General features: G+C 66.6%; 22 protein-coding genes. 5 read left to right on the forward strand and 17 right to left on the reverse strand.

Annotated elements, in window-relative coordinates:
- Positions 1 to 188 precede the first annotated feature (188 nt).
- Positions 189 to 1,589, reverse strand: a complete 1,401-nt coding sequence (locus LZD57_RS02090) for a DUF2254 domain-containing protein (protein ID WP_233717472.1) — start codon at positions 1,587 to 1,589, stop codon at positions 189 to 191.
- A 122-nt stretch (positions 1,590 to 1,711) separates the two neighbouring features.
- Here LZD57_RS02090 and LZD57_RS02095 point away from each other — a divergent pair, with 122 nt between their 5' ends.
- Positions 1,712 to 2,302 carry an AAA family ATPase gene (locus LZD57_RS02095; RefSeq protein WP_233717473.1) on the forward strand — a complete coding sequence of 197 codons (591 nt, stop codon included), beginning with the start codon at positions 1,712 to 1,714 and terminating at the stop codon, positions 2,300 to 2,302.
- Here LZD57_RS02095 and pyc read toward each other — a convergent pair.
- Entirely contained in the window at positions 2,286 to 5,747 is a 3,462-nt protein-coding gene (gene pyc, locus LZD57_RS02100; protein WP_233717474.1) for a pyruvate carboxylase, read from the reverse strand. The two genes, LZD57_RS02095 and pyc, sit on opposite strands and share 17 nt — an antisense overlap.
- 145 nt (positions 5,748 to 5,892) lie before the next feature.
- Positions 5,893 to 6,777, reverse strand: coding sequence for a DMT family transporter (locus LZD57_RS02105; RefSeq protein ID WP_233717475.1), 885 nt, complete (start codon positions 6,775 to 6,777; stop codon positions 5,893 to 5,895).
- Positions 6,778 to 7,274: 497 nt separating this feature from the next.
- Between LZD57_RS02105 and LZD57_RS02110 the strand changes: the two genes are divergently transcribed.
- Together LZD57_RS02110 and LZD57_RS02115 are read left to right on the forward strand one after the other, a co-directional pair.
- Positions 7,275 to 7,883 carry a phosphatase gene (locus tag LZD57_RS02110; RefSeq protein WP_233717476.1) on the forward strand — a complete coding sequence of 203 codons (609 nt, stop codon included), beginning with the start codon at positions 7,275 to 7,277 and terminating at the stop codon, positions 7,881 to 7,883.
- A 238-nt stretch (positions 7,884 to 8,121) separates the two neighbouring features.
- Entirely contained in the window at positions 8,122 to 8,550 is a 429-nt protein-coding gene (locus LZD57_RS02115) for a L,D-transpeptidase (RefSeq protein WP_420844722.1), read from the forward strand.
- 287 nt (positions 8,551 to 8,837) lie between these two features.
- Here LZD57_RS02115 and LZD57_RS02120 read toward each other — a convergent pair whose 3' ends face one another.
- The 5 genes from LZD57_RS02120 to LZD57_RS02140 form a co-directional block, all read right to left on the reverse strand.
- A complete protein-coding gene (locus LZD57_RS02120) occupies positions 8,838 to 9,785 on the reverse strand; it encodes a lipid A biosynthesis lauroyl acyltransferase (protein ID WP_233717477.1) in 948 nt (315 codons plus the stop codon).
- On the reverse strand, positions 9,782 to 10,858 hold the full coding sequence (locus LZD57_RS02125) for a zinc-binding dehydrogenase (protein ID WP_233717478.1): 1,077 nt from the start codon (positions 10,856 to 10,858) through the stop codon (positions 9,782 to 9,784). Before LZD57_RS02125 ends, LZD57_RS02120 begins: the two co-directional genes overlap by 4 nt.
- 34 nt (positions 10,859 to 10,892) lie before the next feature.
- The gene (locus LZD57_RS02130; RefSeq protein ID WP_233717479.1) at positions 10,893 to 12,179 is read right to left on the reverse strand and encodes a beta-ketoacyl-ACP synthase; all 1,287 of its coding nucleotides are present in this window, start codon (positions 12,177 to 12,179) and stop codon (positions 10,893 to 10,895) included.
- An 84-nt stretch (positions 12,180 to 12,263) separates the two neighbouring features.
- Positions 12,264 to 13,475, reverse strand: coding sequence for a beta-ketoacyl-ACP synthase (locus LZD57_RS02135; RefSeq protein WP_233717480.1), 1,212 nt, complete (start codon positions 13,473 to 13,475; stop codon positions 12,264 to 12,266).
- A gap of 134 nt (positions 13,476 to 13,609) precedes the next feature.
- Complete coding sequence (locus tag LZD57_RS02140) at positions 13,610 to 13,894, reverse strand: acyl carrier protein (RefSeq protein ID WP_207255818.1); 285 nt, start codon at positions 13,892 to 13,894, stop codon at positions 13,610 to 13,612.
- 428 nt (positions 13,895 to 14,322) lie between these two features.
- Between LZD57_RS02140 and LZD57_RS02145 the strand changes: the two genes are divergently transcribed.
- Positions 14,323 to 14,721 carry a MarR family winged helix-turn-helix transcriptional regulator gene (locus LZD57_RS02145; protein ID WP_233717481.1) on the forward strand — a complete coding sequence of 133 codons (399 nt, stop codon included), beginning with the start codon at positions 14,323 to 14,325 and terminating at the stop codon, positions 14,719 to 14,721.
- A 446-nt stretch (positions 14,722 to 15,167) separates the two neighbouring features.
- Positions 15,168 to 15,758 (forward strand): Uma2 family endonuclease, encoded by a 591-nt coding sequence (locus LZD57_RS02150; RefSeq protein ID WP_233717482.1) that lies wholly within the window; start codon positions 15,168 to 15,170, stop codon positions 15,756 to 15,758.
- 85 nt (positions 15,759 to 15,843) lie between these two features.
- Here LZD57_RS02150 and LZD57_RS02155 read toward each other — a convergent pair whose 3' ends face one another.
- The 9 genes from LZD57_RS02155 to LZD57_RS02190 are packed head-to-tail and all read right to left on the reverse strand — an operon-like array spanning position 15,844 to position 21,509.
- On the reverse strand, positions 15,844 to 16,542 hold the full coding sequence (locus tag LZD57_RS02155; RefSeq protein ID WP_233717483.1) for a LutC/YkgG family protein: 699 nt from the start codon (positions 16,540 to 16,542) through the stop codon (positions 15,844 to 15,846).
- Entirely contained in the window at positions 16,539 to 17,972 is a 1,434-nt protein-coding gene (locus tag LZD57_RS02160; RefSeq protein ID WP_233717484.1) for a LutB/LldF family L-lactate oxidation iron-sulfur protein, read from the reverse strand. Before LZD57_RS02160 ends, LZD57_RS02155 begins: the two co-directional genes overlap by 4 nt.
- An 8-nt stretch (positions 17,973 to 17,980) precedes the next feature.
- Positions 17,981 to 18,295 carry a DUF29 family protein gene (locus tag LZD57_RS24205; RefSeq protein ID WP_420844723.1) on the reverse strand — a complete coding sequence of 105 codons (315 nt, stop codon included), beginning with the start codon at positions 18,293 to 18,295 and terminating at the stop codon, positions 17,981 to 17,983.
- A gap of 3 nt (positions 18,296 to 18,298) precedes the next feature.
- Positions 18,299 to 18,781 carry a DUF29 domain-containing protein gene (locus LZD57_RS02165; RefSeq protein WP_233717485.1) on the reverse strand — a complete coding sequence of 161 codons (483 nt, stop codon included), beginning with the start codon at positions 18,779 to 18,781 and terminating at the stop codon, positions 18,299 to 18,301.
- Between the two features lie 4 nt (positions 18,782 to 18,785).
- Complete coding sequence (locus LZD57_RS02170) at positions 18,786 to 19,244, reverse strand: DUF29 domain-containing protein (RefSeq protein WP_233717486.1); 459 nt, start codon at positions 19,242 to 19,244, stop codon at positions 18,786 to 18,788.
- 4 nt (positions 19,245 to 19,248) lie between these two features.
- Positions 19,249 to 19,707: a DUF29 domain-containing protein gene (locus tag LZD57_RS02175; RefSeq protein WP_233717487.1), complete on the reverse strand. Its 459-nt coding sequence runs from the start codon at positions 19,705 to 19,707 to the stop codon at positions 19,249 to 19,251.
- A 4-nt stretch (positions 19,708 to 19,711) separates the two neighbouring features.
- Positions 19,712 to 20,176: a DUF29 domain-containing protein gene (locus tag LZD57_RS02180; protein ID WP_233717488.1), complete on the reverse strand. Its 465-nt coding sequence runs from the start codon at positions 20,174 to 20,176 to the stop codon at positions 19,712 to 19,714.
- On the reverse strand, positions 20,173 to 20,712 hold the full coding sequence (locus LZD57_RS02185) for an O-acetyl-ADP-ribose deacetylase (RefSeq protein WP_233717489.1): 540 nt from the start codon (positions 20,710 to 20,712) through the stop codon (positions 20,173 to 20,175). Before LZD57_RS02185 ends, LZD57_RS02180 begins: the two co-directional genes overlap by 4 nt.
- Positions 20,709 to 21,509, reverse strand: coding sequence for a (Fe-S)-binding protein (locus LZD57_RS02190; protein WP_233717510.1), 801 nt, complete (start codon positions 21,507 to 21,509; stop codon positions 20,709 to 20,711). Before LZD57_RS02190 ends, LZD57_RS02185 begins: the two co-directional genes overlap by 4 nt.
- Positions 21,510 to 21,622: the final 113 nt, after the last annotated feature.

The raw sequence follows: 21,622 nt of genomic DNA on the forward strand, positions 1-21,622 counted from the left end.
TCCGTCACGCCGGAAAAGGGCAACCGTCGGCCGGCCGGGTTCGGCCGGGCGTTTCGAGCGGGGCGCGGCGGAGATCGGCGGACCGACGAAGAGAATGGGTCGAGGATGGCGCGAAACCGCCGGTGCGCGAGGCCGGCCCGGCGGCGCATGCGAGTGAAGGCGCGGCCAGACGATCGGCGCTGAGGCTGTCAGCCGGTCGCCAGCACCCGGGCTGCAGCCGCCTCGACCGTCGCCAGCGATGCGCCCGAGAGCGCCTCGCGCGACATGTCGAGGAACCGGCTCGCCTGAAGGTGCACCGCCCGTCGCTGGTCCTCGGTTCGGCAGGCCGGCATGAGTTCGCCGAGACAGGTGAGGAAATGCTGGCCGGCGATCATGTCCGAGGCGGCGTATTGGCGGAGATGGCCGAAGCCGATCTCGATGAAGCTGGTGAAGTCGCCCGCCTCGATGATCGCCCGCAACCGTCCGTCCGCGTCGACGATGTAGGGATCGCCGGGAGGGCGGGCGGCGATCGCGGCCATCGCGGCCTTCAGCCAGTCGAGGCAGGTGATCGCCGTGTAGGGATCGTTCACCCCGGGCGAGAGTGCCCGGCCGGCGATCTCGACCAGTTCGTCGAAGAGGAAGTTGATGTCCTGGCGCGGGCTGCGGCTGTTCCCGGCCGCGATGGAGGAAAGGAGCCGATCGCGGATGTCCTCGCCGCAGCGTTCCGCCGGCCAGACCTGAAACAGGGTCCGTCCGTGATGGACGAAGACGCCTGGACTGCAGGTGAGCCGGACGACGACGTCGGCCGCTTTCGCCGCCTCGATCAACGACCCGCGATCGATGATCTGCAGGTAACCGGTCCTGTCGGATGCGATTTCGCCGAAGGGCCGGGCGCCGTCGTCGCCGGACCCTTCCTGCCGTTCCCACGCAACCCGCTTTCCGGCCTTCCGGTCGCCCTCTCCGCGAAAACACGGCGGCACCTGCCAGCGGACGTTGTCGTCCTCCTCCGCGCTGCGGTTGGGCTCGGCCGGGAACTCCTGGTCGATCCGCTTGAGCAGTCCCTGACCGACCCCGGCGATGACGTTGGAGATGTGGATGTTCGAGGGAACGTGATGGATGAAATAGATCAGAACGCCGATCGAGAAGATCGCCAGGATGATCGCACCGAAGATCGCGAGGTTCGGCACGAACATCTGACCGAAGACGCTTTCGTCGCCGCCGTCGCGCACGCTTCTGAGCACCAGCATCGAATAGACGAAGGTGGCGACGAAGACGCCGAGGGTGACCTGATTGCCCCGGTCGTTCATGAAATTGGTCAGGAGCCGCGGACCGAAGCTGCCGGAGGCGAAGACCACCGCCGCCATGGTGACGGAAAACACCGTGCCGGCGACGCCGATCATCGAGCCGCCGATGGCCGAGAGAATCGCCCGCGCCCCGTCCGGCTGGGTGGCATAGAGAAACGGGCTCGAACCCAGCGCGTCGTTCGGCACGAGGCCGTCGAGCTCGATCAGCACGAAGGCGAGGATCGCCGCGACGATCGCCATGACGGAGGGAATGAACCAGTAGCTCGCGCTGATCCGCTCGTAATATTGCAGGATGAGTGCGCGCATCGGTTCCGGTCGCAAGTTCTTCGGGACAGGCGCATCTATGGGAGAGCGGGGGAAGAACCAGTGCCGGGCCGCCGCGTCAGGGACCCCGGGAGCAACGGACGGCGGTACGCAGGGAGAACGCCATGGCAAAGTTCGTCGTCCTCTCCGGCTGCTCCGGAGGCGGGAAGACCACGCTGCTCGACGAACTGGCGGGGCGCGGCCACCGCGTCGTCGAGGAACCGGGACGGCGCATCGTCGCCGAGGAACGGCGAGGGGACGGATCGGCCTTGCCCTGGGTCGATCTCGCGGCCTTCGCGCGCCGGGCCGTCGCGCTGGCCCGAAGCGATTGCGAGGCGGCGTCCGCCTTCGACGGCATCGCGTTTTTCGATCGCGGTCTGATCTATGCCGCAGCGGCTCTCGAACATGCGACGGGCGAGACTTGCCTGACGGAGATTGCGGCGGGCGCAAGCTTCCACCGCCGCGTCTTCATGACGCCGCCCTGGCCGGAAATCTTCGCCCGCGACGACGATCGCAGACACGGACTGCCCGAAGCCGTGGCGGAATATGAACGGCTTCTGGCCGCCTATTCCGGCCTCGGCTACCGGATCGACGTCTTACCGAAGACCACGGTCCGGGACCGCGCCGACCACGTTCTCCGCGCTCTGCAGCGGGACTTTCTGCTCGCGGCCGACGCCACCGCCGACGCCGGCAGGCCCGTCACCCCGCATAGGTGACGAGGAGGTCCTTCGCGTCGATCTGCGAGCCTGCCTTGACGTGGACGGCCTCGATCGTGCCGTCGCGCTCGGCGTGGATCGCGGTCTCCATCTTCATGGCTTCGATCGACAGGAGGACGTCCCCGGCCGTGACCTCCTGGCCCGCCGCGACGGCGAGCGTCGAGACGACGCCCGGCATCGGCGCGCCGACATGGTTGGCGTTCGTCGGGTCGGCCTTGGGCTTCACGCCGTTGCCCGAGGCGCCGTGGGCGCGGTCCGGCACCTTGACCCGGCGCGGCTGGCCGTTCAGTTCGAAGAACACCGTGCGCATGCCCTTCTCGTCGGTCTCGCCGAAGCCGAGGCAGCGGATGACCAGCGTCTTTCCGCGCTCGATCTCGACCAGAACCTCGTCGTCCTGGGCGATGCCGTAGAAGTAGTTCGGCGTCGGCAGCATCGAGACCGGGCCGTATTTCTCCGCCGCCAGCGCGTATTCCGTGAAGACCTTCGGATACATCAGATAGGAAGCGAATTCCGCGTCGCTCACCTTGCGTTCGATCTTCGTCTCGATGGTCTGGCGCTCGTCCGCAAGGTCGGCGTCGGGGATCAGCGAGCCGGGGCGCACGGTGATCGGCGTCTTGTCCTTCAGCACCTTCTTCTGGATGTCCTTCGGCCAGCCCGAGGGCGGCTGTCCGAGATCGCCGTGCATCATCGAGACGACGCTGTCGGGGAAGGCGAGTTCGCGTTTCGGGTCCATCACGTCGGCGACGGTGAGATCCTGGGAGACCATCATCAGCGCCATGTCGCCGACGACCTTGGAGGAGGGCGTGACCTTGACGATGTCGCCGAACATCGCGTTGACGTCGGCATAGGTCTGGGCGACCTGATGCCAGCGGCTTTCGAGGCCGAGGGAGCGGGCCTGCTCCTTCAGGTTGGTGAACTGGCCTCCCGGCATCTCGTGGAGATAGACCTCCGAGGCAGGCCCCTTCAGGTCGCTTTCGAAGGCGGCATACTGGGCGCGCACCGCCTCCCAGTAGAAGGAGATCCGCCGGATCGCCGCCGCAGACAGGCCCGGATCGCGATCCGAACCCTTCAGCGCCTCGACGATCGAGCCGAGGCAGGGCTGCGAAGTGTTGCCGGAAAGCGCGTCCATCGCCGCGTCCACCGCGTCGACCCCTGCCTCGACGGCGGCGAGCACGGTGGCCGCGCCGATGCCGGAGGTGTCGTGGGTGTGGAAGTGGATCGGCAGGCCGACCTCCTCCTTCAGCGCCTTGAACAGGACGCGGGCAGCGGCGGGCTTCAGAAGACCGGCCATGTCCTTGACGCCGAGAATGTGCGCGCCGGCGGCCTCCATCTCCTTGGCGAGGGCGACGTAGTATTTGAGGTCGTACTTCGACCGCGCCGGGTCGAACAGGTCTCCGGTGTAGCAGATCGCGCCTTCGCAGAGTTTGCCGGCTTCCTGTACCGCGTCCATCGAGACCCGCATGTTCTCGACCCAGTTGAGGCAGTCGAAGACGCGGAAGAGATCGACGCCGCCCTTGGCCGCCTCGGCGACGAAACGTTTGACGACGTTGTCGGGATAGTTGGTGTAGCCGACGCCGTTGGAGCCTCTCAGCAGCATCTGCAGCAGGATGTTCGGCGCCTTCTCGCGCACGAGGGCGAGCCGCTCCCACGGATCTTCGGTGAGGAAGCGCATGGACACGTCGAAGGTCGCGCCGCCCCAGCATTCCAGGGACAGAAGCTGCGGCAGGCCGCGGGCATAGGCCTCGGCGATGGCGACGATGTCGTAGGTGCGGGCACGGGTCGCGAGCAGCGACTGGTGGCCGTCGCGCATCGTCGTGTCGGTGATCATCACCTCGGGCTTGTCGCGCAGCCAGTCGGCAAAGCCCTTCGGCCCCAGCTCGTCGAGCTTCTGGCGCGAGCCGGGCGCGATGGGCGCGTCGAACAGCGGCGGCACCGGCGGGGCGTGATCTTCGCTCGGCTGCGGCCGGTTCTTCGTCTCGGGATGGCCGTTGACCGTCACGTCGGCGAGATAGGTCAGAAGCTTGGTCGCCCGGTCGCGGCGCTTGACCTGCTGGAACAGCTCCGGCGTCTCGTCGATGAACTTGGTGGTGTAAGAATTGTCGCGGAACTTCTCGTGGCCGATGATGGCTTCGAGGAAGGTCAGGTTGGTGGCGACGCCGCGGATGCGGAACTCGCGCAGCGCCCGGTCCATGCGGGCGATCGCCTCCTCAGGCGTCGGCGCCCAGGCGGTGACTTTTTCGAGCAGCGGATCGTAGAACCGCGTGATCACGGCGCCGGAATAGGCGGTGCCGCCGTCGAGGCGGATGCCGAAGCCGGTGGCGCCGCGATAGGCGGTGATGCGGCCGTAATCGGGGATGAAGTTGTGCTCGGGGTCTTCGGTGGTGATCCGGCACTGCAGCGCGTGGCCGTTCAGCTTGATGTCGGCCTGTGCCGGAACGCCGGATTCGGGCGTGCCGATCGCCGCGCCGTCGAGAATGTGGATCTGCGCCTTGACGATGTCGATGCCGGTCACCTCCTCGGTGACGGTATGCTCGACCTGGATGCGCGGATTGACCTCGATGAAGTAGAAGGCGCCGGTGTCGGCATCCATCAGGAATTCGACGGTGCCGGCGCCGACGTAGTTCGTCGCCTCGGCGAGTTTGCGGGCATGAGCGGCGAGTTCGCGGCGCTGTTCGTGGGAGAGATACGGCGCCGGGGCGCGCTCGACGACCTTCTGATTGCGCCGCTGGATCGAACAGTCGCGCTCGAACAGGTCGACGACGTTGCCGTGGGTGTCGCCGAGGATCTGCACCTCGACGTGGCGGGCGCGCTCGACCAGCTTTTCGAGATAGACCTCGTCCTTGCCGAAGGCGGCCTTGGCCTCGCGTTTGGCCTCCGTCACCTCGCGCTCAAGGTCCTTCTCGGCGCGGATGACGCGCATGCCGCGCCCGCCGCCGCCCCAGGAGGCCTTCAGCATGACCGGAAAGCCGACCGCGGCGACCATCTCGCGGACCTTCGCCATGTCGTCGGGAAGCGGCTCGGTGGCGGGGACCACGGGCACGCCCACCTCGACGGCGAGGTTGCGGGCGGCGACCTTGTTGCCGAGCCGGCGCATCGTATCCGCCGAGGGCCCGATGAAGGTGAGCCCGGCCTCATGGCAGGCATCGACGAATTCGGGGCTTTCCGACAGCAGGCCGTAGCCCGGATGGATCGCATCGGCGCCGGACAACCGCGCGACCCGGATGATCTCCTCGATCGACAGATAGCTCTCGATCGGCCCCATGTCCTTCGCAAGATGCGCGCCGTGGCCGACCTGATAGCTCTCGTCGGCCTTGAAGCGGTGCAGCGCCAGCTTGTCTTCCTCCGCCCAGATCGCGACCGTCTTCAGGCCGAGTTCGTTGGCGGCGCGGAACACGCGGATGGCGATTTCCGAGCGGTTGGCGACGAGTATCTTGCGGATGGCCACGGAATGCGTCTCCCGAACAGGTCCGATGGGGCCGCCGACTTATAGTCACGTCCCGCCGATGCACAAGATTGCGGCGCGTCGCGCGATTTCGCAAGTGCGAAACGTTTACGGCGGTAGCCTGGCTCGGGCAGGTGGAGCGGCCGGACTAACGGTTGCGGACCAGCGGCGTCTTCTCCGGCCAGACGGTCTTTTCCTTTTCGCGCACGAAGGTGAAGAGGCCCGAGACGGCGACCAGCGCCATGCCGGCCATGGCGATCCCGTCGGGAAACTCCTCGAAGAACATCGCGCCCATCACCGTCGCCCAGACGATCTGGCTGTATTGCGTCGGCGCGACGCGGGCGGCGGAGGCAAAGCGGGTCGCGAGCACCAGGAGCAGATGGGCGACGCCGACCACGAGGCCGCCGAAGACGAGCAGCGGCCAGAGATCGCGCGAAGGCGCCACGTATTCCGGCAGCATCAGGACGCCGTTGACGAGGATCGCGGCGAAGAGGACGGCGCCGATCAGCGTCACCCGCCGCTCGCTCGGCCCGAGGACGCGCAGCACGATGACGGTGATCGCCCCGCAGACCGCGACGCCGACGGCGGCGAAATGGCCCGGAAGGACCTCGCGAAACCCAGGCCTGACGACGAGGAGGACGCCGAGGAGACCGCCGAGGACGGCCAGCCAGCGCCGCCATCCGATCTCCTCCTTCAGCACCAGCCAGGAGAACACCGTGACGAAGATCGGCAGGAGGAAGATCAGCGCATAGGCCTCGGCAAGCGGCAGGGTGGTGAAGGCGACGACGCCGAGAATGCCGCCGAGCGTGCCGCTCGCCATGCGCACGAGGAGAAGCCCGGGCCGCTTCGGGACGAAGACGTTCGACCAGGTGTCTTCGGGACGCTTGGTGAAGAGGGCCGGCAGCAGCGCGATCAGCGACAGGAAGAACCCCACCTCGAAGACCGGCAGACGCCCACCGACCGCCTTGATCGTCGCATCGCCGCAGGCGAACGAAAAATAGGCCGCGAAGGCCAGAATGATGCCGGTCTGCATGGGAGGTTGTCCGCGCGGGAAACGGGGTTCGGCGATAGCGCCGAACCGGCCGCCGGAGCAAGCGGAGTTTGCCGCGCGCGCAAGATTGCGTCGCTGCTGTGTCGTTTCGGGAAGGTGACGAATGACCTGCAGACACGAAAAAGGGCAGCGAGGGGGGAGCTGCCCTTTTTCGTCTGCATGCTGCGATCGAGGGGGATGATCGCTTGGGGGTGCCTGAATAATGCGCCGGTCGAGGGGTGGTTCCCGGGCGACGAATCTTTTTTTCGAGGCCGTCCGATTTTTTTGCTCGCGTCGGCGGGCGGAGGAGCAGCGGTGCCGAGACACTTCACGCCAGGACGCCGCATCGGCGGGACAGGGGCATGACGGGCGCGATCTCGATTACCGAAATGTAACCCACCGTCATCTGCCGCATCGCATTTTGATCTTGGCGTGCTGCGGGGGCGACGTGCATAGTGGCCGCGGGACGCTTTTGCCAAGCGAAGCCGCTGGAGGATCTTTTGGTCGCGACGTTTCATTCGCTGGTCGACGGGGATCGGGATCTGCAGGGCTGGCCCTGCCGGATGCATGTCTGCGGCCAGTCGGAAGCGCGGCGGTTTCAGGCCGATCTCGCGGCGACGCACGTCCTGTCCGTCGTCACCCCCGGCCGTTCCTATCTCGGACCGCGGGACGTCGCGCCGGACCACCACCTGAAAGTCGAGTTCGACGACGTCGAGGATGCGGGCCGCGCCGGTGCCCCGAGCCTCGAACTCGTGCGTTCGATCGGCGAATGGACGGCCACCCTGCCGGACGACGCGCGATTGTGTCTGCACGGTCTGCAGGGCGTACGGCGCGCTCCGGCGGTCGCCCTCGGCATTCTCGCCGCACGGGTGCCGCCCGCCGACGCGGTCGCCGCCCTGGCCCGCTTCTGTCGGCATGCACCGGATCCGAACCTCCTCGTCGTGCGGTTGTTCGACGAGGCGCTCGGCCTCGGGGGCGCGTTGCTGGCGGCCTGCCAGACCCGCTTCGCCGGTTGCGGCTCGGCGCTGCGGCGACGCGACCAGTCGGAAGGACAGGACTTCAACTTCGACATGCTGGCGCTCGACGGGGAGCGGGCCAGGGGCGGCTGACCTCGTCTGCACTTCGGCCTCTGCCGTCCACCGCGGGCCGGCGCGGTCCGTCATGCGTCCGTCGTGCGGGTCCTGACCGTTCCGCCTCGGCCGGCCGCTGCCGCCGCGATGTCGCGCCTGCGGTAACCTTACGCCACGTCCCGATTTCAATCACGTCTTTGGCAATTGATTCAGCGAGCTGTTCGACTTAGGCTTTTTCGGGGCGAAAAAACGACGACGTTTTGGCAGGAGTGGTGTTGTGAAAAAGTTTGCTCTGGCGATCGCGTTGACGGTCGCGTCCTGTTTTGCGGTGGTCACGGGTGCCGAAGCCGGCATCGTCGCGAAGGTCGATCTCTCGTCCCAGACGCTGACCGTCATCAGCAACGGCAAGGTGATGTATCGCTGGCCGGTGTCGACGGCGCGCCGAGGCTATCGCACGCCGACCGGCAGCTGGAAGCCGAAGCGGATGCACCGCATGTGGTATTCGCGCAAGTACGACATGTCGCCGATGCCCTATTCGGTGTTCTATTCCGGTGGTTACGCCATTCATGGCACGGGCGCGGTCAGCCGGCTCGGTCGCCCGGCCTCGCATGGCTGCGTGCGGCTCCATCCGGCCAATGCCAAGGCGTTCTACTCGCTGGTCAAGCAGGCCGGCATGGGCAACACGCGGATCGTCGTCCAGCGCTGAGCCGCGTCGACGACGCCTGAAAACCGACACCGGCCCGCCCGGAACTTCGCCCGGTGGGGTGGTGTCGGCATTCCCGCTGGGAAGACCCGCATGCAGGCGCCCGGTTTCGCCGGCGCGGCCCCGGCGTGATCGGATGCCGGCGGGATCGGCGGAGGTCCGCAGTGCTTGGTGAAGTGCCGGGCGAAACGTCGAAAAGTGGAACGCGGTTTTCGGCGCCCCGGCTCCCGATCGAACCGGCCGAGAGCATCGGCGATGCGACGTGATCGCCGGATGCTTCGAGCGGGCGGCTACAGCGCCTTGCGCTTCTTTCGCTTGCCCGCGATGGCCCAGCGGTCGTGGAACCACATCCACTGGTCCGGATGCTCGCGCACCCACCCTTCGACGACGTCGTTGAGCGCCTGGCAGCTCGCCTCGACGTCGATTTCGCCAGAGGCGTCGCGGGGCAGGTCGAGCCGCGGCTGGAGTTCCAGCCTGTAGCGGCTGTTCGGCAGGCGGATGCAGCGGGCCGGATAGACCTCGGCGCCATATTGGCGGGCGAGCTTCGGCAGGAGCGGGTTGGTCTTCACCGGCAGGCCGAAGAAGGTGGTCTTCACACCCTTTCGGAACTTCTGGTCGACGAGGACGCCGACCGAGCCGCCGCCCTTGAGGATGCCGGCAAGCGACCAGACGGCACCGGCCTTCGACGGGATCAGATGGCCGCCGGCGGTGCGCCGCGCCGCCTGGACGCGCCGGGCGACATAGACGTTGTTCGGCTGGCGGAAGAGGGCGGTGAATTCGAGACCGTAGGCGGCAGCCCCGATGGGCAGAAGCTCGAAGCAGCCGAGATGACCGGTGAAGAAGACGAACGGGCCTTTGCGGTCGCGCAGTTCGATGAAGGTCTCGATGCCGGCGACCTCGATCCGCCCCTCGTTCGGCCGATCGGGGTCGAAGTCGAAGAGATCGTCGAGATAGACGAATTCGGCGGCGATCCGGCCCATCTGGCCCCAGTTCGCCAAGGCGGTCGCCTCGATCCAGGCCTCGTCCTTCTCGGGATAGGCGCGGGCGAGGTTCTTCTTCGCCAAGGCATGTCGCGAGGACAGGGGGCCGAGCAGCCGCGCCGCCCGGTCGGCGAAGGCGAGGCCCGCCGGCGCCGGGAGAAGCCGCAGCACCCTCAGCACCGCAAACAGCGACTTGGCGACGAGGAAATCGCCGGCGCGCTTCGCCCTGAGCGCCAGTTTCAAGACGCGCGGGTTCATGCAGCGGTGGCTTCGCCGCCTCCGCCAGCCTGATCCGAAGCGCCGTCGTCGAGCCTGAGGATGATCTTGCCGAACACCTCGCGGCCCTCCATGCGCTTCAGCGCGAGGTCGATGCCGTCGAATCCGATCTCGGTGTCGATCACCGGATGGACGAGGCCGCGCGCGATCTTCTCCATGGCGTTCGCCATGTTTTCCATCCGGCAGCCGAAGGAGCCGAGAAGCTTCAACTGCTGCTGGAAGAGCTGCATCAGGTTGATCTGAGTCGAGACGCCCGAGGTCGAGCCGCAGGTGACGAGCCGCCCGCCGCGCTTGAGGCAGAGCATCGAGCCCGCCCAGGTGTCGGCGCCGACATGCTCGAAGACGACGTCGACGCCCTTCTTCTTCGTCAGCTTGCGGGTGACGCCTTCGAAGCGGTCGGCCCGGTAGTTGATGACGTGGTCGGCGCCGAGCGCCTTGGCCTTTTCCGCCTTGTCGTCCGACCCGACGGTGGTGATCACCGTGCAGCCCATGCGCTTGGCGAGCTGGATCGCCGCCGAGCCGATGCCCGATCCCCCGGCGTGAACGAGGATGGTCTCGCCGGGCTCGAGCCTGGCATTGTCGAACAGCATGTGCTCGACGGTTCCGAAGGTGACCGGCGCGAGCGCCGCGCCGACGGCGTCGCAGCCGGGCGGGGCGGGGACGAGCAGGCGGGCCGGGACGTTGATCTTCTCCTGGGCGAAGCCGTCGAGATGGAAGCCGTAGACCCCGCCGACGTTTTCGCAGAGATTGTCGCGGCCGGCCCGGCAGTGCCGGCAGAGGCTGCAGGTCTTGGCGCCGTAGATCGACACGAGCTGGCCCGGCAGGATGTTGGCGACGCCCGGGCCGATCGCCTCGACGACGCCGGAGGCTTCCGCGCCGATGGTCAGCGGCAGCTTGCGCTTGGCAAAGGCCATGCCGCGCCAGCCCCAGACGTCGATGTGGTTCAGCGCGACGGCTGCCACCTTCAGCGTCACTTCGCCGGCGACCGGCGGGGGAGGAGGGGAAACGTCGACGGCTCGAAGGTCGCGATCGGCGACGAGCTGGAGTGCGCGCATGAAAGATCGGTCCTGAAATATGCTCCGGTCGTCTTCAGGCGCCGGGGGCGCGGCCGAGGACGAGGCAGGCGTTCTGCCCGCCGAAGCCGAAGGAGTTGGAAAGAACCGTGCCGATCTCCTGCCGCCGTGCCGTGTTGGGAACGACGTCGAGTTCGATGGCCGGGTCCGGAGTGTCGTGGTTGATCGTCGGCGGCAGGATGCCCTCCTTCAGGGAGAGGATCGAGAACACCGCCTCGATGGCGCCGGCGGCGGTCAAGGTGTGGCCGATCATCGATTTGTTGGAGGAGATCGGCGTCTGCTTCAGCTGCTCGCCGAAGACGGCGGCAAGGCCGGTCGCCTCCATCCGGTCGTTTTCCGGGGTCGAGGTGCCGTGGGCGTTGATGTAGTCGATGCCCTCCGGCGAAAGTCCCGCATCGGCGAGCCCGGCCTTGATCGCCGCGATGATCGGCGAGCCGTCCGGCTTGGAGCGGGTGCGGTGGAAATCGTCGGCGCGTTCGCCGCAGCCGAGGATGAGACCGTGGATCGTCGCGCCGCGCGCCTTGGCCGAAGCCAGGGATTCCAGCACCAACGCCCCGGCGCCTTCGGCCATGACGAAGCCGTCGCGATCCTTGGAGAAGGGCTTGGAGGCCTTCTCCGGCACGGCGTTGTTGGTGGACAGCGCCGAGAGCAGCGAGAAGCGGATCAGCGATTCCTGGGTGATCGAGCCGTCGGTGCCGATGGTGATCGCCCTGTCCGTCTCGCCGCGGCGGATCGCCTCGACGCCGAGCTGGATGGCGCTGGCGCCGGAGGCGCAGGCGGTCGACAGCGTGATCGGCAGGCCTCTCGTCCCGAGCCGGTCGGCCAGCAGTTCGGAGATCCGGCTGCACTGGGTGAGGTGATAGATCGACGGATCGGGATGCTTGCGGGCGATCTGGAGCAGCCGGTCGTAGCCGGCGGCGTCGATTGCGCTGCCGTCCATCGCGTCGAGCTTCAGCCGGTGCTGCCATTCCATCTCCACCGGCGGCGCGGCGAGGAAGAGCGGGGCGCCGAAATCCTCGTCGTCGAGCCCCGCCATCCGGATCGCTTCCGAGCCGGCGGCCTCCGCCATGGCATAGGAAAGGCCCGTCGACGTCTCGCCCATTTCGCCCATGAAGTCGACGCTGCCGGAGATCGTCGTCCTCAGGCCTTCGGTCGAAAAGCGATCGATGCGGTGGATGCCCGAGCGGCCGGAGGTCAACGCCTCCCAGTTGGTCTCCACGCCCTTTCCGAGCGAGGAGACTATGCCGACACCGGTGACTGCGATGATCGGCCGGCCGAGAAAATCGGTGTCGCTGGTGCTCATGGACAATTCCTCGAATCGATCGGACTTGCGACTTTGCGGACGTGACCGGCCGGCTGCCTCACGGCGACATGGCCGGCCCGACCATCACGAACCGGCACCTTCGATGGCCTCGAGGTGACAGACGCCCTCGCCGTGGAGATGGCCGATACTGGTGACGACGACGTGGCGCGGCGCGCTCTCGGCCGGCCGCTCCTCGCCGCTGTCGAAGGGCGGGATCGCGCTCCGGCGGGCGAGAGCCCCGGCGGCGAGGGCGACGCCGGCGGGCATCTGCGCCTCGAAGGAATGGCCGAGCATCGTGCCATAGGCGCGCACCGGCGCGTTTGGCAGGCGCTCGGCGAGCACGCTGCGCTCGATGTCCACGAGGTCGCCGAGCCCGGTGGCGCCGGACAGGACGAGGATGTCGTCGCCCGCCTGCGAGACGTCGGCGAGGAGCTCGGCGAAGCGCCTTTCGGTCCGCTCCCGCTCCCGGCGGCCACGATCGCCGGTCGCCGAGACCAGCTTGGCATAGGCCCGCGCGGCGCGCCTGGCGGCATGCTCCGGCGATTCCAGGACGAGGAAGGCACCGACGCTGCCGATCGCGATGCCCTGATGGTCACCGGAGCGGGCGAAGACCGGCCGCCATTCGTCCTTCAGCATCAGTTCGGCGAGATCGAAATTGAGGATCAGATCCTTGCGCTCGGCCGAGAAGGCGCCGCCGACGAGGCAGATCTCGCTCTGGCCGGAGGCGATGCGGGCCCTGGCCGAATAGAGCGCCGAAATGCCGGCCGCTTCTTCGCCCATGAAAGTGCGGGACGAGCCGGTGACCTTGTGGACGATCGAGATGTTGCCGGCGAGAAGGTTGGAAAGCTGGGCGAGAAACAGCGTCGGCCTGAGTTCGGTCGACAGCGTCTCGTTGATCACCGCCCCGACGTCGTTGGCGCCGCGCGCGCGCTCCATCACCATCGCGTCGACGGCCGCGTCCCGCTCGCCGCCGCCGGCCGCGACGATCATGTCGATCTCGCCGCGCACGGCTTCGTCCATCGGGATTCCGGCGTCTTCCAGCGCCAGCCCGGCCGAATAGGTGCCGAGCTTCTGCCAGGTCTCCATCTGGCGCTGGTCGCCCTTCTTCGGGATCTGCCGGGACCAGTCGATCGGCGGCAGCCCGTGGACGAAATACGGCGCGTATCCCTCGCTCTTGATGTTGGGCTGCAGACCCGGGCCACGCGCGAAGAAATCGAGATGCGTGCCGATGCCCTCGCCGAGGGAGGAGACCAGACCGATCCCGGTGATCAGAACGTCCCTTGGCGTGTCAGTCATGAGAAGCTTCCGTAAGTCTCGACGCCCGCGGACGGGCAGGCAACGTCATCGACGCCGACGCACCGGGGCTGAAGCCGTATCGGGCGCCGTGCGGGCGTCTCCGCACGATGCACGGCGTCGGCGGTGGGCCGCGGTCAGCCGGCGGCCTTTGCGGCACGCAGTTCGTCGATCTTGGCGCAGAGGTTCTTCAGGACGAAGTATTCCTCGGTCGGAACTTGTCCCTCGTTCACTTCCTGCGTCCACTTTTCCAACGGGATCTTGATCCCGAATTCCTTGTCGATCGCAAAGACGATGTCGAGGAAATCGAGGGAATCGATGCCGAGATCCTCGATCGTGTGGCTTTCCGGGGTAATCTCCGCGCGGTCGATCTCGCTGGTTTCGGCGATGATGTCGGCGACCCGGTCGAATGTTGAGGACAAGGACCCATCCTTATGCGCTTGGTCTGTTCGGATTGGCGCGATGCTATAGGGAAAAGGCAGCCGAAAAGCAAAGTCTCTTCGGCCCACCGGCGGCGAAGCCCCGATGGGCCCCGTCGCCGCGCGATTTTGCCGAGGCCATCGAACCCGGCACCGCCGTTTGAAATGCCCGCCAATCTCAACAGTCTCGACTTGAAAGTCGAAGAAAAACTGCGCAAAGCTGGAGTTGCGCCAGATCCAATCCAACCCCAGCGCTTGCACGAGGGGGCGGCAACGGATCGAGTCGAGTGGCGACGAATTGGAAAGGCGGCGGAAATCAGAACCGACCGGCCCGACACGAGGCAGCATTCGTCGAAGACAAAAACAATCGGAAGGAACGGGCGATGGGAGGACCGACGCATCGAAACCAACCTGGTCTCGTTTCGAACCGATTGATTCGCGCAGCCACGGCGCTCGGCCGCATCACGTCGCGGGTTCATAAGCGGGAAGAGGGGCTGACCTCTCCCGAATTCGCCGTGCTTCTCGCCCTCGGCGGCGACAGTGCGAAGCTGACCTCGTCCGACATCGTCGAACTCACGGCCATGGACAAGACGAAGGTGAGCCGGGCCGTCGCAGCGCTCGATCAGCGCGGCTGGGTCAAGCGGGAGCGGGCGACCTCGGACCGCCGCTTCGAATATCTGACGCTGACTGAGGCGGGCGGAGTGGCGCTCGGACATCTCATGCCGAAGATCTTCGAAGCCGAAGCCGCCGTTTTGAAGGCGCTTTCGGAAGAAGAGCGGAACGGCCTCGAGGCGGGCCTGACGGGCCTCGACCGCGCCATCAGCCACTGATCGTGCGGCGGCCGCGGGCGGAGCTGCAGCGGTGGATCACGGTCGCCGCCGGCTGGCGGGGAAGAGGGATTTCCTCGACCCGATGCCGATGGCGCTCGATGCCGACGGGGCCGGCCTTGATCGATCGGCGTCTTCGCATCTCGAACGCGTTTTCATACCGGCGAGGGCGGTCCGGCGGCCATGGGCGAACGGCTGGCCGAGGACCGTCGCCGCTCGGACCTGGGATGGCGAGAAGGACGATCGCGGCGAGAGCCAGGACGATCCGACGGGCATGACGGGTCTCCATGGCCATTGAAGAGCAGCGGCGAGCCATGGCGCCGAGGTCGTTGACCCGTCTCTTTCCGTGCCGTCGTGCCCAAGGGTCGCCGTGCTCATAATCGCGGCTGCAAAGGGCGGGCTGAAGCTGCTATTCTGCGGGTCGCTTCCGAAGCCCGACGAGATAGTCCGTGAGCCAAGCCGCGCAGAAGCATTGGACGATCGAGGAGTTCCTGGTCTGGCAGGAGGGCCGGCCCGGCCGTTACGAGTTCGTCGGCGGCCAGCCCGTCAAGATGATGACCGGCGCGACGGCCCGCCACGACACCATCGTCCTGAACGTTCTTGCCGAGCTGCGCCAGCGCCTCAAAGGCAATCCATGCAAGGCCTTCACGGCGGATTATTGCGTCAGGACGCGGCACGACCAGATCCGGCGACCCGATGCCGGGGTGGACTGTGGCCGTCGCGACCCCAACGACCTGGTCGCGAGCCAGCCGGTCCTCGTGGTGGAGGTGTTCTCGCCGTCGACGCGCGATTTCGACCGGGCCGCCAAGCTCGTCGAATACAAGGCCGTGCCCTCGATCCGGACGATCCTCTATGTCGAGCCCAACCGTCCGGAGGTCTATGTCTTCGAACGGTCGGACGAGGCCCTGGGTGGCTGGCTGGACGAGAGACGGGTCGTCGGTCTCGGCGAGGCGATCGCGATCCCGACGCTCGGCATCGTGCTGCCGCTCGCCGAGATCTTCGACGGAGTGGACTTCGTTCCGGGTCCGCTTCTCGGCTAGATTAAGATCCCGAAACGCGGGCCGGTTTTCCGAAGCGATCGAGCGCCCGAAGGACGATGGAGCAGGTTGGCGAGCGGAGCTCGTCTCATCGTGCTCCGTCGGTCGGTTCTCCCACCACCACGATGTGCAGGCTCCGCGGCCCGTGGGCGCCGAGAAGCAGCGTCTGCTCGATGTCGGCGGAGCGCGACGGGCCGGTGACGAAATTCACCGAGCGGGGCATGACCCCCTTGCCGTGACGCTCCCTGATCCGCGTCAGCACCGCCTCCATGTCGCCGGAAACGTCGGCGGCGTCGAGGACGACGAGGTGGTATTCCGGCAGGAAGTTGAGGCTGGTCGGATTGTCCGGTCCTGAGGTCAGAACCAGGGTGCCGGTCTCGGCGATGGCGCCCGTCGCATGGGACAGGCTGGCGAGATCGTCGCCCTCGCTCGGCCCGGTCGTCACCGTCAGCGCGGTGCCTGAGAAGTCGAGGCCGGCAAGCCGCGGGTCGCGCCCCATCCTGATCTCTGCAGGAAGGTTTCGCTCGCGCAGGAAGGCAGCGACTTCTTCCGGGACGTCGGCATAGGCCTCGAGCCGCGTCACCGTCGCGTCGGCCCGGGTCGCCATGGTGACGAAGAGGTCGAGCCGCTCGGCGGGGGGCAACTGCCCGCGTTCGGGAACGATCCCCTTCGGCGCGCCGGACAGCCGGGCCGCGACGGCCGCGCGCCGCGCCGCGTCGTTGGCCGGGTTCGCGCCCACGGCGCGGCGAATGCGCCCCATCACGGCGTCGCGCGTCGATCCGCTCATCGGCTCGTCTCCTGCCCATGGCCGCTCTGCGCGTAGGCCTGCATGAAGGTGCGCCCTTCCGGCGCGGGAAGGTCTCGCCATTTGGTCCAGCCGCCGGCGAGCGGCAGCGAGCGGAATCGGCCCTTGCGCCCGGCCAGAAGCTTCAACGCCGGCATGGCGAAGGAGACGGCCGCCCGGTAGAGCTTCGGCCGCCGGGCGAGAAACGCCCAGACGCCGAGCCCGGTGCGGGCCGCCACCGGCTGCAGATGGCTCTCGAATTCCTTTTCGCGCCAGTGCCGCATCATCTTCGGCAGCGGGATGCGCATCGGACACACCGCCTCGCAGCGGCCGCAGAAGGTGGAGGCGTTCGGCAGATGGCCGGCCTTGTCGACGCCGATCAGCGACGGGGTCAGGACGGCGCCCATCGGGCCGGGATAGACCCAGCCGTAGGAATGGCCGCCGACCGCATGGTAGACCGGGCAGTGGTTCATGCAGGCGCCGCAGCGGATGCAGCGCAGCATCTCCTCGAACTCCGTGCCGAGCATGTTGGAACGGCCGTTGTCGAGGAGGATGACGTGATACTCCTCCGGCCCGTCCTCGTCCTCGGGCCGCTTCGGGCCGGTCGACAGGGTCGTATAGACGCTCATCTCCTGGCCGGTCGCCGAGCGGGCGAGGACGCGCAGGATCTGCGCGGTATCCTCCAGCGTCGGCACCAGCTTTTCCAGCGAGGCGAGCACGACGTGGCACTTGCCGAGTAGCTGGGTGAGGTCGCCGTTGCCCTCGTTGGTGACGATGACCGAGGTTCCGGTCTCGGCGATGAGGAAATTCGCGCCGGTGACGCCGATGTCGGCCTCGCCGTATTTCATCCTCAGGATCTGCCGGGCTTCCGACAGCAGCGTTTCCGGCTTCACCAGGTCCCGCTCCGGGTCGAGATGAACGTGGAACTTGCGGAAATCGGCCTCGACCTGGTCGCGATTGATGTGGACCGCAGGCGCGATGATGTGGCTCGGATGCTCGCCTCTGAGCTGGATGATGTATTCGCCGAGATCGGTCTCTACGGGCAGGATGCCGTTTTCCTCCAGGAAGGCGTTGAGCCCGATCTCCTCGGAGATCATCGTCTTGCCCTTGGTGACGGTCTTGGCCTTTCGCCGTCTGGCAATGTCGAGGAAGATCCGCCGCGCGTGGTCGGCGTCTTCGGCGAAATGCACCTTGCCGCCGGAAGCCTCGACCTTCGCCACATAGGCCTCGACGTAGAGATCGAGGTGCTTCAGCGTATGGTTCTTGATCTTCACCGCCTCGTCGCGCAGCGCGTCGAACTCCGGCAGGGCGTCGGCGGCCTTCTGGCGCTTGCCGATGAAGCCTTTCTCGACGTGGCGGAGCGCCCGCTGGAGGTCGACGTCGGCGAGCGCCTTGACGGTGTTGGCCTTGAAGGTCTGGGAGGTGATCTGCATGGAGGGGCCTATTCGGGCAGGAAGTCGCGATCGCGAAGCTGTTCGGCGGTATAGGGGCATGTTTCGGGGAAGGTCGAAAGCGGGAGCTCGGTCTCATGCGCCGCCGAGCGTCTCGCGCGCCTGTAGGCGTCCGCAAGATGCATTGCCGATGCCACCCTGAACTCCGAGCTTTCGGCCTCCCGTCCGGCGATCCCGATGCGCTCGTGATCGATCGTGCCGACCCAGGATCGGGACCGTCTTTCTCGTTGAAATTGCCATTTCGATAGGTGTTGCATCAGGAGGATATAACTCGAGACATGGGCACGGCGACGACTTTTGCTCATCCGTCAGTCGTCGTGGGCATCGCTTTTCGGCATTGCATTGACGTCCCGCAGAAATGCCAGATCGTAAGGGCATTCGACAGGAAGCCGCTCGCGGGGCAATCCGGTGACGATCATCGTCAGGCGAACGGCGTCCGGGAAGACACTCTCGACGGTTCGGTCCGCACCGTCGCGCAGCGACCGGGATTCCTTCTCCCCTTCCTCGATCTTGAATCGCGCATCGAGAATGACTTTTGCGTTCTCACGCGTCCGGGAGGCAGGGTCCACTTCCCATTCGAGGAGTGCCGCCAGCAGATTGCGGTAGCCATCCTCGATGAGATCCCGGACCTCGCGCCCGACGTCCTCCAGCTCTTCGATGACGTTGGGCAGGTCCAGCTCGGAAAACCGTCCGCTCCGCAGCAACTCCGCCTGCTCGAACGCCCACAAATAAACGTCGTCCTCGTAGTCGGACGGTTCAGAGTAATAAGGCTTGTCCTTGGCAAGGCTCATCGTCTCACTCCGGCAGGAAGTCGCGATCGCGAAGCTGTTCGACGGTATAGGGGCATGTTTCGGGGAAGGTCGAGAGCGGCAAACCGGTCTCGTCGGCAGCGTCTTTTCGCGCCAGACGATAGGCTGCGGTCAGGATCGTCCGGGTTTCCCGTTTCAGGCTCGGACTGTCTTCCTCGTCGGATTCGATGTTCGTCCGCTGCGTCCTGATCGTGTCCGTCCATGATCGGGAACGGCGTTCCGCTTGATACTGCCATTTCAAAAGGTGCTGGATGAGCACCCGGTAGCTCGACTTCAAGGCACGCCATTCGGACCGTCCCACGCTCTCGATCTCCTCGATGACGTTCGCGAGGTCGATTTCCCCGAAGCGCTGCTGGCGCAGAAGATCGGCCTCGCGCTTCGACCAGGCATAACCGTCCCTGTCGTAGAGGTCGTCGGCGGGATCGACCTTGGGTGCATTGCTCATCGTCTCACTCCGGCAGGAAGTCGCGGCTGCGAAGCTCTTCGGCGGTATAGGGACAGGTTTCAGGGAAGGTCGAGAGCGGCAGGCCGGTTTCGTCGGCCGCGTCTTTTCGGGCTGTCCGGTAGGCCTGGTCGATCAGTGGCAGAGGGCGCGCGGCGAGCGATAAATTTTTCGCCTCGTCGATTTCCAGCGTGCCGCGCTCCCGGTTGATCGTGTTACGCCAAGATCGCGTTCGCCGTTCCGGTTGATGCTGCCATTTCAGGAGATGCATGGCGATGAGGCGGTAGCTTGAAACGATCGCCCTGAGTTCGGATCTCCCCACGCTCTCGATCTCCTCGACGACGTTCGCGATGTCGATCTCGGCAAAGCGACCCTGGCGCAGAAGGTCTGCCTCGCGCTTGGACCAGGCATAGCCGTCCCGGTCGTAGAGATCGTCGGCAGCATCGACCTTGGGTGCATTGCTCATCGTCTCACTCCGGCAGGAAGTCGGGATCGCGCAACTGGTCGAGCGAGTAGGGGCAGGTGTCGGGGAAGGTCTCGATCGGCAGACCGGTTTCGATCGCGGCCTGACGCCGCGAATCGGGGTAGATGTCGGCGACGATCTCGCCCGCCCGCGCTTTGAGGCCGGGATTGCGCTTCTCACGCCGGCGAAGTTGCGCACGCGCGTTCAGGATCGTTCCCGACCACGACCGTGACCGCCTCTCAGGCTGAAACTGCCATTTCAGAAGATGGAAGATCAGCAGCGCATAATAAGATTCCAGCGCATGGAGCTGCCCGTTTCCCAGGCTCTCGATCTCCTCGACCAGGTTCTCCAGATCGGCATCGGCGAGGCGGCCGGTGCGCAGGATTTCGGCCTGTTCGAAGGCCCAGGCGGCGAAGTCCTCGTCGTATCGCACCGGCCTCCCGGTGGCCGGGGTGTTTTTGGCAAGGCTCATGACGTCGCCTCCCGTTCGAACGCACCCGCGTAAATCTCTGCATCGGCGCCGGAAAAGCAGCAGAGCACGATCCGGTCGAACTTGCCAGTTTCGGCGGCGGCGAGGCTTTCGGCAGCGGCGATCCTGGCCGCCCCTTCCTTCGGGAAGCCGTAGATGCCGGCGGAGATCGCCGGGAAGGCGATCGACCGGTCACCGCTTTCTTCGGCGAGCCGGAAGGAATGGCGGTAGGCGCCGGCCAAGAGGTCGTCCTCGCCTTTCGTGCCGTCCTTCCATCGCGGGCCGACGGCGTGGATGACGTGGCGCGCCTTGAGGTCGAAGCCATCGGTGATCCGCGCCTCGCCGGTCGGGCAGCCGCCGATCGCCCGGCAGGCCTCCTGAAGCTTCGCCCTGCCAGCGGCGCGGTGGATCGCGCCGTCGACGCCGCCACCGCCCTTCAACTGCTGATTGGCGGCATTGACGATCGCGTCGACCTCGAGCGTCGTGATGTCGGCGGTGACGACCTCGATCGTCGTCCGGCCGCGCCGGATCGTCGTCAAAGCTTGCCCCCGATCGGCGGCTTGTCGGTCATGCCCGCCAGGACTTCGGCGACGTGTCGCACCTCGACGCCGACATTCTCGCGCTTCATCTTGCCGTCCATGTTCATCAGGCAGCCGAGATCGCCGGCCAGCAGCAATGCGGCGCCGGTCGAGGCGACGTGCTTGGCCTTCTTGCCGACGATGGCGTTGGAGACGTCGGGATATTTGATGCAGAAGGTGCCGCCGAAGCCGCAGCAGACGTCGGCTTCGGGCAACTCCTTCAACGTCAGTCCCTCGACGCTCTTCAACAGCCGTCGCGGCTGCTCGCGAATGCCGAGCTCGCGCAGGCCCGAACAGGAATCGTGATAGGTCACCGTCGCGGAGAGGGCGGCATCGACGGCGGTGACGCCCCGGACGTCGGTGAGGAAGCTGACGAGTTCGAAGACCTTGGCCGAAAACCGGGTCGCCCGTTCGTGCCATTCGGGCTCGTCGGCGAAGAGTTCCGGATAGTGCTTCTTCAGCGTCGAGGCGCAGGAGCCCGATGGCGCGACCACGTAGTCGTGACCTTCGAAGGTCTCGATCACCTGCCGCGCGATCGCCTGGGTGTCCGCCCGGTCGCCGGAATTGTAGGCCGGCTGGCCGCAGCAGGTCTGGGACGCGGGGACGACCACTCTGCAGCCGGCGTCTTCGAGCAGCTTGATCGCCGCGAAGCCGACGCTCGGACGGAACAGGTCGACCAGGCAGGTGACGAACAGCGCCACGGTCGGCGCCGTTGCCGAAGGGCTCGTCGAGGAAAGGCCGTCTGTCATGCCGTTCATGGTCAAGGCACTGAAACTCCACTGTCATCTGCGACCGTCACCGCGCGGACGAGGGCTCGGTCGACCTTCGTCGAGACGTCCGACTCATGTAGCGATCCTGAGCCCGATTTGGA

Origin of the sequence: Jiella avicenniae (assembly GCF_021390325.1) — a bacterium.
In the GTDB taxonomy this organism is placed as follows: domain Bacteria; phylum Pseudomonadota; class Alphaproteobacteria; order Rhizobiales; family Rhizobiaceae; genus Jiella; species Jiella avicenniae.

Coding starts and splice junctions, on each gene's coding strand:
- LZD57_RS02090 (WP_233717472.1), bottom strand. CDS start 1,589: ATGCGCGCACTCATCCTGCAATATTACGAGCGGATCAGCGCGAGCTAC.
- LZD57_RS02095 (WP_233717473.1), top strand. CDS start 1,712: ATGGCAAAGTTCGTCGTCCTCTCCGGCTGCTCCGGAGGCGGGAAGACC.
- LZD57_RS02105 (WP_233717475.1), bottom strand. CDS start 6,777: ATGCAGACCGGCATCATTCTGGCCTTCGCGGCCTATTTTTCGTTCGCC.
- LZD57_RS02120 (WP_233717477.1), bottom strand. CDS start 9,785: ATGAACCCGCGCGTCTTGAAACTGGCGCTCAGGGCGAAGCGCGCCGGC.
- LZD57_RS02125 (WP_233717478.1), bottom strand. CDS start 10,858: ATGCGCGCACTCCAGCTCGTCGCCGATCGCGACCTTCGAGCCGTCGAC.
- LZD57_RS02130 (WP_233717479.1), bottom strand. CDS start 12,179: ATGAGCACCAGCGACACCGATTTTCTCGGCCGGCCGATCATCGCAGTC.
- LZD57_RS02135 (WP_233717480.1), bottom strand. CDS start 13,475: ATGACTGACACGCCAAGGGACGTTCTGATCACCGGGATCGGTCTGGTC.
- LZD57_RS02155 (WP_233717483.1), bottom strand. CDS start 16,542: ATGAGCGGATCGACGCGCGACGCCGTGATGGGGCGCATTCGCCGCGCC.
- LZD57_RS02160 (WP_233717484.1), bottom strand. CDS start 17,972: ATGCAGATCACCTCCCAGACCTTCAAGGCCAACACCGTCAAGGCGCTC.
- LZD57_RS24205 (WP_420844723.1), bottom strand. CDS start 18,295: ATGAGCAAAAGTCGTCGCCGTGCCCATGTCTCGAGTTATATCCTCCTG.
- LZD57_RS02165 (WP_233717485.1), bottom strand. CDS start 18,781: ATGAGCCTTGCCAAGGACAAGCCTTATTACTCTGAACCGTCCGACTAC.
- LZD57_RS02170 (WP_233717486.1), bottom strand. CDS start 19,244: ATGAGCAATGCACCCAAGGTCGATCCCGCCGACGACCTCTACGACAGG.
- LZD57_RS02175 (WP_233717487.1), bottom strand. CDS start 19,707: ATGAGCAATGCACCCAAGGTCGATGCTGCCGACGATCTCTACGACCGG.
- LZD57_RS02180 (WP_233717488.1), bottom strand. CDS start 20,176: ATGAGCCTTGCCAAAAACACCCCGGCCACCGGGAGGCCGGTGCGATAC.
- LZD57_RS02190 (WP_233717510.1), bottom strand. CDS start 21,509: ATGAACGGCATGACAGACGGCCTTTCCTCGACGAGCCCTTCGGCAACG.